Source organism: Micromonospora sp. NPDC049366 (assembly GCF_044466625.1).
Taxonomy (GTDB): Bacteria; Actinomycetota; Actinomycetes; order Mycobacteriales; family Micromonosporaceae; genus Micromonospora.
The window spans coordinates 322,067-337,178 of sequence record NZ_JBITMV010000002.1 but is presented as its reverse complement, the minus strand read 5'-3'; the positions used below and the strand labels follow the sequence as shown (position 1 = coordinate 337,178).

At 73.1% G+C, this 15,112-nt stretch carries 12 protein-coding genes; 1 reads left to right on the top strand and 11 read right to left on the bottom strand.

The genetic code is table 11. The annotated features are described in order from the left end of the window. Positions 1–130 precede the first annotated feature (130 nt). The 7 genes from ACIBTV_RS05075 to ACIBTV_RS05045 form a co-directional block, all read right to left on the bottom strand. On the bottom strand, positions 131–916 hold the full coding sequence (locus ACIBTV_RS05075) for an ABC transporter permease (RefSeq protein WP_396702528.1): 786 nt from the start codon (positions 914–916) through the stop codon (positions 131–133). Beyond that, a complete protein-coding gene (locus ACIBTV_RS05070) occupies positions 913–1,890 on the bottom strand; it encodes an ATP-binding cassette domain-containing protein (protein ID WP_396702526.1) in 978 nt (325 codons plus the stop codon). Before ACIBTV_RS05070 ends, ACIBTV_RS05075 begins: the two co-directional genes overlap by 4 nt. A gap of 153 nt (positions 1,891–2,043) precedes the next feature. Then, complete coding sequence (locus ACIBTV_RS05065; protein WP_396702524.1) at positions 2,044–2,889, bottom strand: DUF4097 family beta strand repeat-containing protein; 846 nt, start codon at positions 2,887–2,889, stop codon at positions 2,044–2,046. A 39-nt stretch (positions 2,890–2,928) separates the two neighbouring features. Next, positions 2,929–3,480, bottom strand: coding sequence for a toxin-antitoxin system HicB family antitoxin (locus ACIBTV_RS05060; protein WP_396702522.1), 552 nt, complete (start codon positions 3,478–3,480; stop codon positions 2,929–2,931). A 68-nt stretch (positions 3,481–3,548) separates the two neighbouring features. Then, positions 3,549–6,248: a formate dehydrogenase subunit alpha gene (gene fdhF / locus ACIBTV_RS05055; protein WP_396702520.1), complete on the bottom strand. Its 2,700-nt coding sequence runs from the start codon at positions 6,246–6,248 to the stop codon at positions 3,549–3,551. Next, positions 6,249–8,003: an NAD(P)H-dependent oxidoreductase subunit E gene (locus ACIBTV_RS05050; RefSeq protein ID WP_396702518.1), complete on the bottom strand. Its 1,755-nt coding sequence runs from the start codon at positions 8,001–8,003 to the stop codon at positions 6,249–6,251. A 104-nt stretch (positions 8,004–8,107) separates the two neighbouring features. Beyond that, positions 8,108–8,404 carry a cation transporting ATPase C-terminal domain-containing protein gene (locus ACIBTV_RS05045; protein WP_396702517.1) on the bottom strand — a complete coding sequence of 99 codons (297 nt, stop codon included), beginning with the start codon at positions 8,402–8,404 and terminating at the stop codon, positions 8,108–8,110. 157 nt (positions 8,405–8,561) lie between these two features. Here ACIBTV_RS05045 and ACIBTV_RS05040 point away from each other — a divergent pair, with 157 nt between their 5' ends. Beyond that, positions 8,562–10,901 (top strand): heavy metal translocating P-type ATPase, encoded by a 2,340-nt coding sequence (locus ACIBTV_RS05040; protein WP_396702515.1) that lies wholly within the window; start codon positions 8,562–8,564, stop codon positions 10,899–10,901. 41 nt (positions 10,902–10,942) lie between these two features. Here the strand turns inward: ACIBTV_RS05040 and ACIBTV_RS05035 are convergent, their stop codons facing one another. Genes ACIBTV_RS05035 through ACIBTV_RS05020 form a run of 4 tightly spaced genes read right to left on the bottom strand, consistent with a single transcriptional unit; the run spans position 10,943 to position 14,954 of the window. Next, positions 10,943–11,779, bottom strand: a complete 837-nt coding sequence (locus ACIBTV_RS05035) for a sugar phosphate isomerase/epimerase family protein (protein WP_396702513.1) — start codon at positions 11,777–11,779, stop codon at positions 10,943–10,945. 21 nt (positions 11,780–11,800) lie between these two features. After that, positions 11,801–12,982: an ABC transporter substrate-binding protein gene (locus tag ACIBTV_RS05030; protein WP_396702511.1), complete on the bottom strand. Its 1,182-nt coding sequence runs from the start codon at positions 12,980–12,982 to the stop codon at positions 11,801–11,803. Between the two features lie 11 nt (positions 12,983–12,993). Further along, a complete protein-coding gene (locus ACIBTV_RS05025) occupies positions 12,994–13,977 on the bottom strand; it encodes an ABC transporter permease (RefSeq protein ID WP_396702509.1) in 984 nt (327 codons plus the stop codon). A gap of 2 nt (positions 13,978–13,979) precedes the next feature. Next, positions 13,980–14,954 (bottom strand): ABC transporter permease, encoded by a 975-nt coding sequence (locus ACIBTV_RS05020; protein WP_396702507.1) that lies wholly within the window; start codon positions 14,952–14,954, stop codon positions 13,980–13,982. Positions 14,955–15,112: the final 158 nt, after the last annotated feature.

Below are 15,112 nucleotides of genomic sequence, written 5' to 3'. Positions count from 1 at the left end.
AGCGCGCGGTGGCACTTGCGGGCTTTCGGGGGGCCGCCTCCGACCCCCCCCCCCCCGGGCGCCGGGGGGGGGGGGCGGGCGGGGGGGGGGGGCCCCCCCCGGGGGCCCCCCCCGCGCGCGTCCGGTGCGGCTACCGGGCCGCGCGTCGACGGAACGCGCGGCGGGCCCACAGGTACGACAGCAGCGAGATCACCGCGCACCAGTCCAGCGCGAGCGGGGCGCTGGTGCCGATCCCCGAGCCGAGCAGCAGGCCACGCAACGTCTCGATCACCGGTGTGAACGGCTGGTAGTCGGCGAACCACCGCAGCCCGGCCGGCATGGTGTCGGTGGGCACGAAGCCACTGCCCAGGAACGGCAGCAGGGTCAGGAACATGGGCGTGTTGCTGGCGGTCTCGACGCTGTCGCTGACCAGGCCGAGCGCGACCGACAGCCAGATCAGCGCGAACGCGATCGCGGCGAGCACGCCGACGGTGGCGAGCCACTCGACCGGGGTGGCGTTCGGGCGGAACCCGATGGCGAGCGAGATGCCGAGCACGACGGCGATGCAGAGCATCGTCTGCACCAGGCTGCCGAGGACGTGTCCGGTCAGGACGGACGCACGGGAGATGGCCATGGTGCGGAAGCGGTCGACGATGCCCTCGGTCATGTCCATCGCCACGGAGATGGCGGTCCCCTGCGCGGCGCCGGTCACGCTGAACAGCAGCATGCCGGGGACCAGGTAGTTGAGGTACGCGCCGCGGTCACCACCGGGGAGCCCGGCGCCGAGGGCTTCGCCGAAGACGTAGACGAACAGCAGCAGGAGGACGACGGGGAGGCCGATCAGCATCGCGGTGAGCGAGGGGTAACGCTGGAGGTGGCGAACCTGTCGGCGGAACATCGTCGCCGAGTCGGTCAGGGTGTGAGCAAGGCTGGTCATCGGTGTCCCCCCGGGTGGGTGTGCTGCGCGGCGGATGCGGGCGTGCCGGTGAAGGCGAAGAAGACGTCGTCCAGGTCGGGCGTGTGGATCGAGAGGTGGTCCACCTCGACCCGTGCGTCGTCGAGCCGGTCGAGCAGGGCCCGCAGCGAACGGACGTCGCCGTCGCTGCTGACCTGCAGGGTGAGGGCGTCATCGTCGCGTTGGGCGACGGTGAGGGCGCGGGCGGCGGCGCGCAGGGCGGCGGGGTCGGTGAAGCGCAGCAGGATGTGACCGCCCGGGATGCGGCGCTTCAGCTCGTCGGGGGTGCCCTCGACCACGATGCGACCGTGGTCTAGCACGGCGATGCGGTCGGCGAGCTGGTCGGCCTCGTCGAGGTACTGGGTGGTGAGGAAGACGGTGACGCCCTCGGCGACGAGTCCGCGGATGATCTGCCACATCGCGTGTCGGCTGCGCGGGTCGAGACCCGTGGTGGGCTCGTCGAGGAAGATCAGCCGCGGGTTGCCGACCAGGGTCATCGCCAGGTCCAGCCGGCGTCGCATGCCGCCGGAGTAGACGGAGACCGGTTTGCGGGCGACCTCTCCGAGGTCGAAGCGGTCGGTCAGCTCGGCGATGCGGCGTCGACCCTCGGTGCGGCCGAGGTGGTGCAGGTCGGCCATGAGCTTGAGGTTCTCCGCGCCGGTGAGGAGGTTGTCGACGGCGGAGAACTGCCCGGTCACGCCGATCGCCGCCCGTACGCCGTCGGGCTGGCCGGTGAGGTCGTGGCCGGCGACGCGGACCGACCCGGCGTCGGCGGGGATCAGGGTGGACAGGATCCGTACGACGGTGGTCTTTCCGGCGCCGTTGGGGCCGAGCAGCGAGAAGACGGTTCCCTCGGTGACCGTGAGGTCGATGCCGTCGAGGACGGTCTTGTCCCCGTACGTCTTGCGTAGGCCGGACACCGAGATGACCGGCCGGGTCGCGGTCGTTACGGTCATTGCTCCTCCATCGTTCGAAGTCTTGGCGTGGGTGCCGGGGGCGCGCGCCATCGCCGGTCGGGCCGACGGAGCGGGACCGGTGTACGGGGGCGCGGTTCACCGCCGGTCAGCGGCGGGTGCGCCGCTGACCGGATCGTGCGGTGGTGGGGTGCGTCAGGCGCGGTGGATCACGATGTCGCCGAACGCCGTACGGGCGAGCACCTCGGTCTTCTCGTCGGTGTCGGCGGGGGCGGTGGCGGCGTCCAGGTCGTTGCGGACCTTGCCGAATTGGGTGTGCAGGTCGAGGCGGGCCGCGGTGCCGCGGCGGATGCCGACCTCGACGCGGCCCGCGGCGGTACGCAGGGTCGCCGATCCGCGGACCACCTCGCCGATGCGGATGTCACCGTTGGCGGTGTTCGCCGTGACGGAGGCGGCGGCGTGCTCGGCGATGATGTGGCCGTTGGCGGAGCGAACCCGCAGCTCGCCGCCGGCGTCGCCGATCCACGTGTCGCCGTTGCTGTTCTTGAGTACGGCCTGCCCGCCGACGGCGCGGACACTGATCTTGCCGGAGCCGGTGGTGATCTCGGCGTCACCGGTCACGTTTTCGGCCACGGCGGCGCCGAAGCCGGTGTTGAGGCGCAGGGTGCGCGTGTCCTCGACCTGCAGGTCACCGGCGCCGGTCTTGAGGCGGCAGTCGGCCAGCGCGCCGGAGCAGTTGACCGTCCCGACGCCCAGCTTCCCGTCGACGTCGGAGCCGGCGGGCAGGTCGACCGTCACCTCGACGGAGCCGGTCTTGCCGAAGATGCCGAAGTTGGGCTGCCGGGGACCGCGGACCAGGAGGTGGCCGGAGGCGTACTCCACGCGGGTCTGCGCGGCCGCGCGCACGTCGCGCTCGTCGGATTCGTCGGCGGGTCGCACGTGGACGACCGTGTCGGCGCGCGCGCCGGCGGTGATGCGGAGGTCGCCGGCGACGAGTTCGATCGACGCCGAGATCGGGTCGGGGGTGTCGAAGGATGGCATGGTGTTTCCCCTTTCGGGTGGTCGGTGGGGCCGGTGCCGTCAGCGCACCCAGCCGGTGTAGCGCTGGCCTCCGGTCGGGGTGCCGGAGCGCCGGGGGGCCTCGGCTCTCGGGGCCTGGTTGCCGGCGTCGACGGCGGCGGCAGCCGCCCTGATCAGCCAGGTGTTGATGGAGACGCCGGCGGCCGCCGCCGCCTGCTCGACGCGCGCCTTGAGGTGCTCCGGCAGGCGCAGGCTGATCCGTACGGTCGTCTCGTCCTCACCGTCGGCGGGCGGCTGCGGCGGTGGCATCACCGGTGGCGTCAACGGTGACGCCACCGGCGTCTCCGTGTCGTCGGCCCACTGCTCGGCCGGTGGCGGCGTCACGACGAAGCTCGGCTCCCGGTTGCGCAGCCGCAGGTCGACCGAGCCGGGCGCGAGGTCACGAGTGATCTCGGTCGCCGCTTCGGAGAGCGCGTCCAGCAGGGCCAGCCGGATCGACGACTCCAACGCCGCGCTGAGCCGCTCACCGAGTTCGCGTGCCTCCTCGCCGCCGGCCGCGGCCGCCACCGCGAGGTCGCGTCGGACCGCATCCACGTACCCACGAAGTTCCATGACGCCAGTATGGCATCACGGTGATGCCATACGCAAGGGCGATGACGCCACGTGATGTCGCCCTGCCGCTACGGGCCCGTCGGATCTCCTCGATCCGCAGGTCGCAGGGAGACTGCCGTGATCTTGTATTCGGGGCAGCCGGTCTCGGCGTCGGCGACGTCGGAGGTGAGGGCGTTGGTGGAGGTCTCCGGGAAAGCGAAGGTGGTGAACAGCTGCCCCGGGCCGACCGTGTCCGTCAGACGGACGGGGAATGTGACGGTCGCCCGGCGGCTGCTGACCTCGACGAGGTCGCCGTCGCCGAGCCCGAGCCGGGCGGCGTCGTCGGGATGCAGGTCGAGAAGCTCGTGCGGACGGAGCCGGCGGTTGGGCGTGCGCCGGCTCATCGATCCGCTGTTGTAGTGCACCAGCCGACGCCCGGTGATCAGGACATAGGGATGGCCGGCGTCGGGTTGCTCGCCGGGCGGCAGGTACGGCCGCGCCGCCAGCGCGGCACGCCCGTCGGCAGTGGCGAACGAGTCGAGGTAGAGGCGCGCCTCGTCGGGCTGGTCGGCGCCCCGGCACGGCCAGTGCAACGGCCCGTCGCGGTCGAGCCGGGCGTGCGAGATGCCGGCGAAGCTCGGGGTCAGCGAGGCGCATTCGGCCATCGCGGCCGCCGGCGTGGGGCAGCCGAGGTCCGCGCCCATCGCAGCGGCGAGCAGGTGCAGGATGTCGAAGTCACTGCGCGCCTGCCCGGGCGGGTTCAACGCGGCACGGACCCGCTGGACACGGCGGTCCAAGTTGACGAAGGTCCCATCCTTCTCCAGGAAGGACGCCGCCGGGAACACCACGTCGGCGTGTTCGGCCGTGGCTGACGGGAACACGTCGTGGTTGACGACGAGCTCGCAGGAGGCCAGTGCCCGGCGTACGTTGCCGCTGTCCGGGTCGGTCTGCGCGATGTCCTCGCCGATGACGTACATCGCACGAACGCGTCCGGCCACGGCCGCGGCGAACATGTCCAGGATGCGCAGCCCGGGCCGGGCCGGCACACGCGCCTGCCAGGCGTGGTCGAACCGGGCGCGCACGGCGTCGTCGGTGACGCGCTGATAGCCGGGAAGCTGGTCCGGCAGAGCGCCCATGTCGGAGGCGCCCTGGACGTTGTTCTGGCCCCGCAGGGACAGCACCCCGCAGCACTCGGGAGTGCCGACCGCCCCCTTGAGGATGGCGAGGTTCGCCAGGGTCCGTACGCCGTCGGTGCCGTGCGCGTGCTCCGTGACGCCGAGCCCGTAGACGATCGCCGGGCGGCGTGCCGTCCCGTAGAGACGGGCCGCCGCGACGAGCGTCTCGGGCGTGATGCCGGCGAGCCGCGCCGCGCGGTCGGGTGGATAGTCGGCCAACAGCGCGGTCAGGTCGGCGAGCCCGCTGGCGCGCGTACGGAGGAACCGCTCGTCCGTGTGCCCCTCGTCGAGCAGCACCCGGGCGATGCCGTTGAAGACGGCGACGTTGGCGCCCGGCCTGGCCTGGACGTGCACGTCGGCCAGCTCCGCGAGGTCGATGCGGCGGGGGTCGATCACGACGAGCCGAGCGCCGCGGAGCACCAGTTGTTTGATCCGGGCCCCGATGACCGGGTGCGCCTCCGTCGGGTTGGCGCCGGCGACGAGGATGCAGTCGGCGCGGTCGAGGTCGTCGACGGGGTTGGTTCCCCCGGCGTGACCGAAAGCCGCACTGAGCCCCACCGCGGACGGCGCGTGGCACAGCCGGGAGCAGTTGTCGATGTTGTTGGTGCCGAGCACGACGCGGGCGAACTTCTGGGCGAGGTAATTCTCCTCGTTGGTCGCCCGGGCAGAGGAGATCATGCCGATGGCGTCCGGCCCGTGGCGGTCCCTGATGGCCGTCAACCGGGTGGCGACGACGGTGAGCGCCTCCTCCCAGGACGCCGGCCGTAGCGGCGCGTCGCGGCTGTCGCGAACGAGCGGAGTGGTCAGCCGGTCCCGGGACCGGGTGAAGGCGTGCGCGAAGCGGCCCTTGACGCAGGCGTGACCTCGGTTGACCGGCCCGTCGAGCGCGGGTGTGATCGCGGCGACGGTGTCGTCGCGTACGTGCACTCGTAGCTGGCAGCCCACGCCGCAGTAGCCGCAGGTGGTGCCCGTCGTCCGACTGAGCGGGCGAGGATCCGCCAGGCCCGGCTCCGTCAGCGCTCCGCTCGGGCAACTGTCGACACAACCGCCGCATCCCACGCAGGGTGACGACACCCAGGAGCCGCCGTCGCCTGGCGCGACGACGGTGTCGAACCCGCGCCCGGTCAGGGACAGCGCGAACGTGCCCTGCACCTCGGCGCACATCCGTACGCACCGGTTGCAGGCAATGCAGAGATCCCGGTCGAGTTTCACGTAGGGGTGGGAGTGGTCGACGCCGGACTCGCGGGTGGCGCCGTGGAACCGGGTGTCGGTCACGCCGAGAAGCTGGCAGGCGCGGACCAGCTCGCTGCGCTCGGCGGGGATGTCGAGCGCCCGCGCGGGCAGTTGGGACACGAGCAGCTCCAACGCGAGTCCGGCGGCCCGGCGGGCGGTGTCGTCGGCAGTCGCAATCTCCATGCCGGCACCGGCGGGCGTGGTGCAGGCCGGCATCGCCCGCCCACCCACCCCGACCAGGCAGACCCGACACGACCCCTGCGGGGTGAGCCGCTCGTCGTAACAGAGGGTGGGCACCGCCACCCCGGCCGCGCGTACGGCGTCCAACACGGTCGCCCCCACGGCCACCTCGACACCGACGCCATCGACGGACACCCGCATCTACCAGCCCTCCGCTCGGGCGGGGGCCGGCGGGTGCAGTTCGTCGGCGTACACCCGCAGCAGGCTGCGCACGGCGCAGGACAGGCCACGCCCGAACGCGCACAGGCTCGCCACGTCCAGCACGTCGAGCAGGGGTTCGTGGTCGGCGAGCGCGGCCGTGACGTGTTCGGGTTCCTGGAGCTGGTCGGCCAGTTCGAGGCCGCGCCGGGCGCCGACCCGGCAGGGGGTGCAGGCGCCGCAGCTCTCCGCCGCCCCGAACGCCCAGGCGTGGCGCAGGATGGCGGCGGCCGGCACCGTGGCATCGACCGCGACCAGGCTGCCGTGACCGAGCGCGGCTCCGGCCTCCGCCAGCGGTTTCGACAGCAGTGGCAGGTCGAGCTGGTCCGGTGCGAGGAAACCGCCGAGCGGGCCGCCGACCTGCAACGCGCGCAACCGATAGGGCTCGCGCAGGCCGCCGCCGAGGTCGTGCACGAGGTGACGCAGCGGCACGCCGAACTCCACCTCGTACACGCCCGGACGGCGAAAACGCTGACTCAGGCAGACCAGCTTGGTGCCGGGTTCGTCCGGGTGCCCCAGGCGGGCGTACGCCGCACCGCCGTGCCGGACGATCCACGGCACCGCCGCCAGGGTCTCCACGTTGTTGACGGCGGTCGGTCGTCCGAGAAAGCCGTGGCTGGTCGGGTACGGGGGTCGGGCACGCACGGTGGCGCGCAGCCCGGCCAGAGACTCCAGCAACGCCGTCTCCTCGCCCGCGACGTACGAGCCGGCGCCCACCACGATCTCCACGTCGAAGTCGACCGAAGAGCCGTGCACGCGCTCCCCCAGGTGGCCGGCCTCGCGCGCCTGCGCCGCCGCGGTACGCAACCGATCCGCCGCCGCCGGATACTCCGAACGCACGAGGATGAGGCCGCGCCGGGCACCCACAGTGAACGCGGCCAGCGCCAGGCCGGCGAGGACCCGGTCCGGGTCGTGCTCCATCAACAGTCGATCGCCGTAGGAGCCCGGATCGCCCTCGTCGCCGTTGCCCACCACGTAGCGGGGCCCGGGTTCGTCGGCGGTCGCCGCCCACTTCTTCGCCACGGGGAATCCGGCGCCGCCCCGCCCCCGCAGCCCGGAGGCGGTGATCTCCGACATGATCGCCTCGGGGGCGCCGCTCGTCACGACACCGGGCCACACCGCCCACGGGTCCTCTCCCCCGACCAGCCCGGCCAGCACCACCGGCGGATCGACCTCGGCGGCGTACGGGATGGACGTCGATCGCATCTTCAACGGCTCGACCCAACCGGGCCGGGTCCGCCGCCGCGCGGCCAGCGGGTCGCCGAAGAGCCCGCCCAGAATCTCCCCGCCGGCCGGTAGCCTCCCGTCCAACACGGCCGGCGAGTCGTAGCAGTAGCCGAGGCAGCGGACGGCCTGCAGGGACACCGAGCCGTCCGCCGCGCGCTCACCCAGCCGTACGCCCAGCGCCCGTTCCAGCGACGCGACGTGCCGGCCCTGACCGCTCACGAAGCAGGAGGTCCCTTCGCACACCCGCACGTGGCGTCGGCCCGGCCGCGCCTGGCTGAAGTCGGCGTAGTAGGTCGCGGAGCCGTTGACGGCCGCCACCGGCCAGCCCTGCTCGTCCGCGGCGCGTCGCAGGTCGGCGGCGTCGATCCGCCCGTCGTCGGCCTGCGCCCGCCGGAGCCGGTCCAGCATCCGCGTGCCCGGCCGGTCGAGCCGCTCCTGCGCCTCAACGAACGCCTCCCGCGGCTCCCCCATCACACCGTCCCCCGCGCACCGCCGCCTCTGCGCCCCAAACTACGTCCGGTTCGGGGTGGATCAGGGCGGAACGGGGAGGTTGCCGGGTCGACGCGGCCGTGACCTCACCGCACGGCGACGCGGCGGCGAAGCACCGCTCGGCGTAGCTCGTCCGGCACCCACACCAGGATCGGAAAGGCGATCAGAAGGGCGAGCATCAGCGGGTCCGGCAGGGCGGTGCCGAACATCGCCCGCAGCGGTGGCACGGTGACGAGGGCGGCGGCGAAGGCGATCTCGAACGCGATTCCCCAGAGCAGCAGACGGTTGCTCCAGAGGCCCAGAGTGCGCAGCGACGCGTGTTCGGTACGGGCGGCCAGGGCAGTGCCGACCTGGCGGGCGACGATGCCGAGGAAGCGTTTCACGCGGCCCGGCCGTCCGCCGGTGAACGCCCGGGTCGGGTGGCCGGGCCTGCCCGCCACAGGGATCGGACCACCGACGTTCCGACCGCGGAGAACCCGGCTCGCGTCGAATACCCCGGTTGCGCCGTGCGGCGGCCCGGGCCGCTGAGACGATCCGCAGGTGGGGGCGGAACCGCGCGAGTGCGTGCCGGAACGGCCGACCCGGCGACGCCGGATCGACTGGCGGGTGTGGGCACCCCTGACCCTGCTCACCCTCGCGCTGCTGCTCGGCGTCGGCTTCCAGCTCGCCGGCCGGCGGGACGCGGCCGACCTGGTCTGGGGGGCGGTGACCCTGGCGGCGCTGCTGCCGGCGGCCTGGGCGATGCTGCGGCAGCTGTGGCACCGGCAGTTCGGGGTCGATGTGATCGCCGTGCTGGCGCTGGTCGGCACGCTGCTGGTCCGGGAGTACCTGGCCGGCGCGGTCATCGCCGTGATGGTGGGCACCGGGCGGGCATTGGAGGGGTACGCGCAGCGCCGAGCCACCCGTGACCTGCGCGCGCTGCTGGAACGAGCCCCTCGGCAGGCGCGACGGCGCACACCCGACGGCGGGATCGAGGTGGTGCCGTTGGACCGGGTCGCGGCCGGTGACCGGCTGCTGGTGGGCCCCGGCGACGTGGTGCCGGTGGACGGCACGGTCGAGGAGGCCGCGACGCTGGACGAGTCGGTGGTCACCGGTGAGTCGCAGCTCGTCGACCGCGCCGAGGGTGAGCAGGTGGCCAGCGGCGTGGTCAACGCCGGCGCCGGCTTCGGGCTGCGGGCCACGAGGAACGCGGCGGAGAGCACGTACGCCGGGATCGTCCGGCTGGCGGAGGAGGCGACCGCGCGCAAGGCGCCCGTGGTCCGGCTCGCCGACCGGTACGCGGCCGCCTTCGTACCGTTCACCCTGCTGCTGGCCGGCGTCGCCTGGCTGGTGACCGGCGAGTTCCTGAGGGCGGTTGCGGTGCTGGTGGTGGCCACTCCCTGCCCGCTGCTGCTGGCCACCCCGATCGCCATCGTCTCCGGGCTGTCCCGGGTGGCCCGGCGGGGCGTGCTGATCCGGGAGGGCGGGTCGCTGGAGCTGCTGGGCCGCGCCCGCACCCTCCTGATGGACAAGACGGGCACGCTGACCGCCGGCCGTCCGCGCGCGAGCGAGGTCGTGGCCGCCCCGGGCGGTGACCGGGACGAGGTGCTGCGGCTGGCCGCCTCGGTCGAGCAGCTCTCCCCGCACGTGCTGGCCGCCGCCGTCGTCGGGCAGGCCCGGGAGCGGGGCCTGCGGCTGGCCGAACCGGCGGAGGTGACCGAGGAGCCGGGGCGTGGGGTGACCGGCCGGGTGGACGGCCGGCTGGTGCGGGTGGGCCAGTTGACCGGTGAGCCACCCGAGTGGGCGCGGCGGATCCGGGAGCGCGCCGAGCTGGCGGGGCGCTCCACCGTCTGGGTCGGCGACGACCGCGGCCCGTTCGGCGCGATCCTCCTGGAGGACCCGGTGCGACCGGACGCCCGGCGTACGGTGCGGCGGCTGCGGGAAGCCGGCCTGACCCGGCTGGTCATGGTCACCGGTGACCGGCCGCGCGCGGCGCGGCAGGTGGCGCAGCTGGTGGGCGTCGACGACGTGATCGCCCAGTGCTCGCCGCGGGAGAAGGTCGACCGGGTCCGGTCGGAGTCCGGGCGGGCGGTCACCGTGATGGTGGGCGACGGCGTCAACGACGCTCCCGCCCTGGCCGAGGCGCACGTCGGCGTGGCGATGGGTGCCACCGGCGCGACCGCGTCCGCCGACGTCGCCGACGCGGTACTCACCGTGGACCGGCTCGACCGGCTCGCCGACGCCGTCGAGATCGCCCGGTACGCGCGCCGGATCGCGATCCAGAGCGCCGCGGTCGGGATGGGTCTGGCGGTGGTGGCGATGGTGGTCGCGGCCCTCGGCCGGCTACCCCCGGTCGCCGGCGCGTTCCTGCAGGAGGGCATCGACGTGCTGGTGATCCTCAACGCGTTGCGGGCGCTGCGCGGCGGACTGCGCCACCGCGCCGTGCCGGCGCAGACCCGGGACCTGCTCGACCGGTACGCCGGCCAGCACGCCGAGGTGCGGGAGGTGCTGGCCCGGCTGCGGGACACCGCCGACCTGGTGGCCACCCACCCGGACGCCCCGGAGTGCGTGCCGGCGCTGCGCGAGGTGCACCGGCGGCTCACCGACGAGGTGCTGCCGCACGAGTCGGGCGAGGAGCGCCGGCTCTACCCGGCGCTGGCCGGCCCGCTCGGCGGCGAGGAGGCGACCTCGACGATGAGCCGGGAGCATGTGGAGATCAACCGCCTGGTGGACCGCGTCGGCGGTCACCTCGCGCAGCTACCGGACGGGAGGCTGCGCCCCGACGAGGTGCCCGACCTGCTCGCCGCCCTGTACGGGTTGGACGCCGTGCTGCGGCTGCACCTGGCCGGCGAGGAGGAGGATTACTACTCGCTCAGCCCCACCGACGGCCCACCCCGCTGACGGGCGGAGCCGCTCCGACGGACGCCGGAGCGGCTCCACGCTCAGGGCAGGACCCGCCGGAGGTAGGCCAGGCCGTCCAGCGCGAGCCGGTCCTGCGACGGGGCGAGCGGACGCCAGATCGAGGCGGCGGTCGCGATCGTCTCGTTCTCGGCGGTGAACGATTCGATGCAGACCGCGCCCCGGTAGCCGGTCGCCGCGAGGGCGGCGGCGAACCGGGGCCAGTCGAAGTGGTCGCTGCCGGGCGCACCGCGGTTGGTGCCGCTGACCTGGACGTGCTTGAGGTGCGGCCCGGCGACGGCCAGCGCCGCGTACGGGTCGGCCTCCTCGATGTTCAGGTGGTACGTGTCGAGCATGATGCCGACGTTCGAGGGCAGGCCGTCGATCAGCTCGATGGTCTGCTCCACGGTGTTGACCACGCTCGTCTCGTACCGGTTGAGCGCCTCCACGCCGATGGACACACCCCGCTCGGCCGCGTGGTCGGCCACCGGCGCGAGCGCGCGGCGGAAGTCCGCGTAACAGCCGGCGCGCGCCGTCGGGGTCATCCGCCAGGTGCGGCCCACCGACGCGTAGACCGGACCGCCGACGCAGGGCGCGCCGACAGCCGCGGCGCTGTCGACGCACCCCGTCAGGTACGCCACCGTCCGCTCGACGACCTCCGGGGTGGTGTCCACGAGGTCCCGCCCCGGCGGGGTGACCGCGCAGACCCCGGCCGCGACGAGGCCGTGCGCGGCCAGCAGGTCGCGGGTACGGGTCGGATCCCAGTCACCGGGCTGCTCGATGGGCAGCTCGACCGCGTCGAAACCGAACGAGGCGATCCGTGGGATCAGCTCGGCGAGGGCGTCGTCGTCGACCGGCGACGCCCACACCCAGGGATTCACGCCGATGGCGTACACCGGACCCTACTTCCAGCGCTGCGGGTAACCGGGCAGGTCGGTGCAGCCGCACATCGCGTAGTGCAGCGGCGGCATGTTCGCGTCGAGGTACTGGTCCAGGTTGTCCTGGGTGATGGTCGGCTGGGGCAGCTTCCAGGGGTTGGACACCTGCTCGCCGTCGAGGATCCGCAGCGCGGCGATGATCGGCGTACGCCACTGGTAGGTGGGGTAGGTCGGGGCGATCGCCGTCAGGTTCTTGTCCTTCCAGATCTTCAGGAAGTCCAGCTGGTCCTCACCGTTGATCGGCGGGACGGGCTTGCCCGCGTCCTGGAACGCCTCGACCGCCGCGACGGCGACCGCGCCGGCGTCCATCCAGACGCCGTCAATGGTGCCGTACCGCTGGATGTAGTCGTCGACGATCTTCTTGGTCTTGGCCGGGTCACCGTCGGTGAACTCGACGCCGACGACGTCGACGCCCGCCTTGTCGAAGGCGACCTTCGCCGCCGACCAGCGGGTCTCCAGGACGTCGACGCCGGGCAGGATCCGCAGGGCGAGGACCTTGCCGCCGGGCTTCATCTTCTGGCTGACGAACTCGGCGCCGACGTGGCCGAACCCGTAACCGCCGATCGGGTTGATGAACGTCACCGGGCACTTCGTGTTGACACCACGGTCGAAGACGACGACCGGCAGCCCGGCCTGGCAGGCCGCCTCGACGGCCGGGGTGAGCGTGGCGGTGGTGTTCGGCGAGACGATCAGCGCGTCGCAGCCCTTGCCAAGCAGGTCGTTGATGTCCGCGATCTGCTTCTGGTCCTTGCCCTCGGCGTCGACGTGCACGAACTCCTTGATGCGGCTGCGCTGCGCCTCGACCTCGGCCTGCATCGTCTTGAAGCCGACCTGCCGCCAGGGGTTGTTCAGGGCCGCGTTCGAGAAACAGATCTTGTACGGCCCCTTCTTCTTGAACTTGGCGGTGTCGACCATCGTCGGGTTGAGCGCCTGCTCCCACGGCTTGTCCGCCGGGCCCGTGGCAGTGGCGGTGAGCAGCGACAGCTCGGCGTCGTAGTCGGCCTGCACGAAGAACTTCGACTGGTCCCCGGTGCCCGATCCCGCGGCGGGGGCGCTGCCCGAAGGGCTCGCGACCGGCTCGTCGGTGGCGCAGGCGCTGAGGGAGAGCAGGGTGACGGCGGCGAGGGCCGCAATGGATCGTCGCACTATGTTTTCCCCTATCTGGTCGAGGAACGCGTTGCCGAGACCGCCACGGCGAGCAGGATGATCGCGCCCTGGACGGTCGATCTGAGGGCGCCGGAGACGCCGTAGAAATTCATCAGGGCGAAGAGCAGTTCGAGGGTCAGCGCACCGAGCATCGCGCCGACGACCGCACCGCGCCCCCCGCCGAGCGCCACCCCACCGAGGACGACGGCGGTGATCGCGCCGAACTCCAGGCCCGCGCCGGCCTGGAACGACACCCCGCTGTAGCCGCCGAGCAGGATCGCCGCCACCGCCGCCGCGAGCCCGCTGAGGATGAAGGCGGTGGTCCGGGTACGCCAGACGCGCACCCCGCTCAGCTCCGCGGTGCGCGGGTTGTCTCCGACGGCGACCAGCGTCCGGCCGAAGTCCGACCGCATCAGCAGCGCGGCCGCCACCGCCAGGACCACCAGGATCAGTAGCGCGTACGGCACCCGGCCCAACAGCGGCACGTCCTCGACGGCTCGCCGACCGAACCGGCGGAACTCCTCGGAGAGCGCGCCCTTAGGGGCGCCGTCGGACCACAGGTAGACCGCGCCGAAGAGGATCAGGAACATGCCGAGGGTGGTGATGAACGAGGGCACCCGCAGCCGCGTCGTGACCAGCCCGTTGACCAGCCCGACCAGCGCGCCGAACACGAGCAGGAGCAGCACCACCGGCCAGGTGCGCGCCGGGTCGCCGTCGATCAGCCGGGCGGCGACCACCACCTGCGCGGTGACCAGGGAGCCGACCGAGAGGTCCAACTCGCCGGAGACGATCACGAAATACTGGCCGGCGGCGAGCAGGATGATCGGCGCCGACCGGCCGAGGAAGGACATCAGCGACGGCGGGGCGAGGAAGTCGGGCTGCCGGATGCCGACGAGCACCAGCAACACCACGAGAATCGCGAAGATCGGCAGCACCCCGCCGGGGCGTACCCGCGGCAGGCGCAGCGGCAGCGGACGAGACTGAACGGTCTGCATGATCAGGAGCCCGCCTTTCGCATCGCCCGCCGGGCGTAGACGGCGACCGCGGCGATGATGACGGCGCCCCGGATCACCTGCTTGAAGAAGGCGTCGACCTCGAGTTGGTTGAAGATGGCGTCGATGCTGGCGAGCAGCAACACGCCGCCGACCGTGCCGATGACGCCGCCGCGCCCACCGGCGAGGGCGGTCCCGCCGATCACCACCGCGGCGATCGACTCCAGGTCGTAGAGGCCCTCCGTGCCGACGCGCGGGGCGCCCGAGCCGAGCCGGCTGGCCAGGTAGATGCCGGCAAGTCCGGCGCACATCGAGCACAGGACGTGCGCGGTGACGAGGACCCGGTCGTTGCGGACGCCGGAGAGCCGGGCCACCTCCGGGTCCCCACCGACGGCGACCAGGTGGTGGCCGAAGCGGGTCCGCGTGAGCGCGAACCAGACCACCGCGGTCACGGCCAGCAGCAGCAGGAACGAGACCGGCACCGGCCCGACGCGCTGATAGCCGAGCGACTGCACGAGCGAGGGCGCGGTGGTGCCCGCCGGGCCGTCGTAGCCGTTGTCGAGGTAGCCCTTGAGCAGCAGCCCGACGCCGAGGGTCGCGATGAACGCGTTGACCCGGGCCTTCGTGACGAGGAGCCCGTTGAACAGCCCGATTCCGGCGCTGACGGCGAGCGCCAGGCCGACCGCCGGCAGCACCGCGCCGTCGCTGCCGTTCATCGTCTCGGCGGCGACGAGCGTGCTGAGGCTGATCACGTACGCCACGGACAGGTCGAGCGAGCCGCCCAGGATCACCAGGGTCTGGCCGACCGCGACGAGCCCGAGCCCGGCGGCGACGTGCAGCAGACTCACCGTCGTGGACTGGTTGAACAGCTGACCGCCGTCGAGCAGGACGACCAGCCAGCCGATCGCCAGGGTGAGGGTCAGGGCCACGAAGACGCCCGGTACGGGCCGCCGGGCCGGCAGCAGCGACAGGACGCTCACTGCGCCACCTCCGTTCGCGACTGCGGGGCTCGCAACCCCGGCTCACTCCTCGCGCTCACCGGGCCACCTCCGTTCGCGACTGCGGGGCTCGCAACCCCGGCTCACTCCTCGCGCTCACCGGGCCACCTCCGTTCGCGACTGCGGGGCTCGCAACCCCG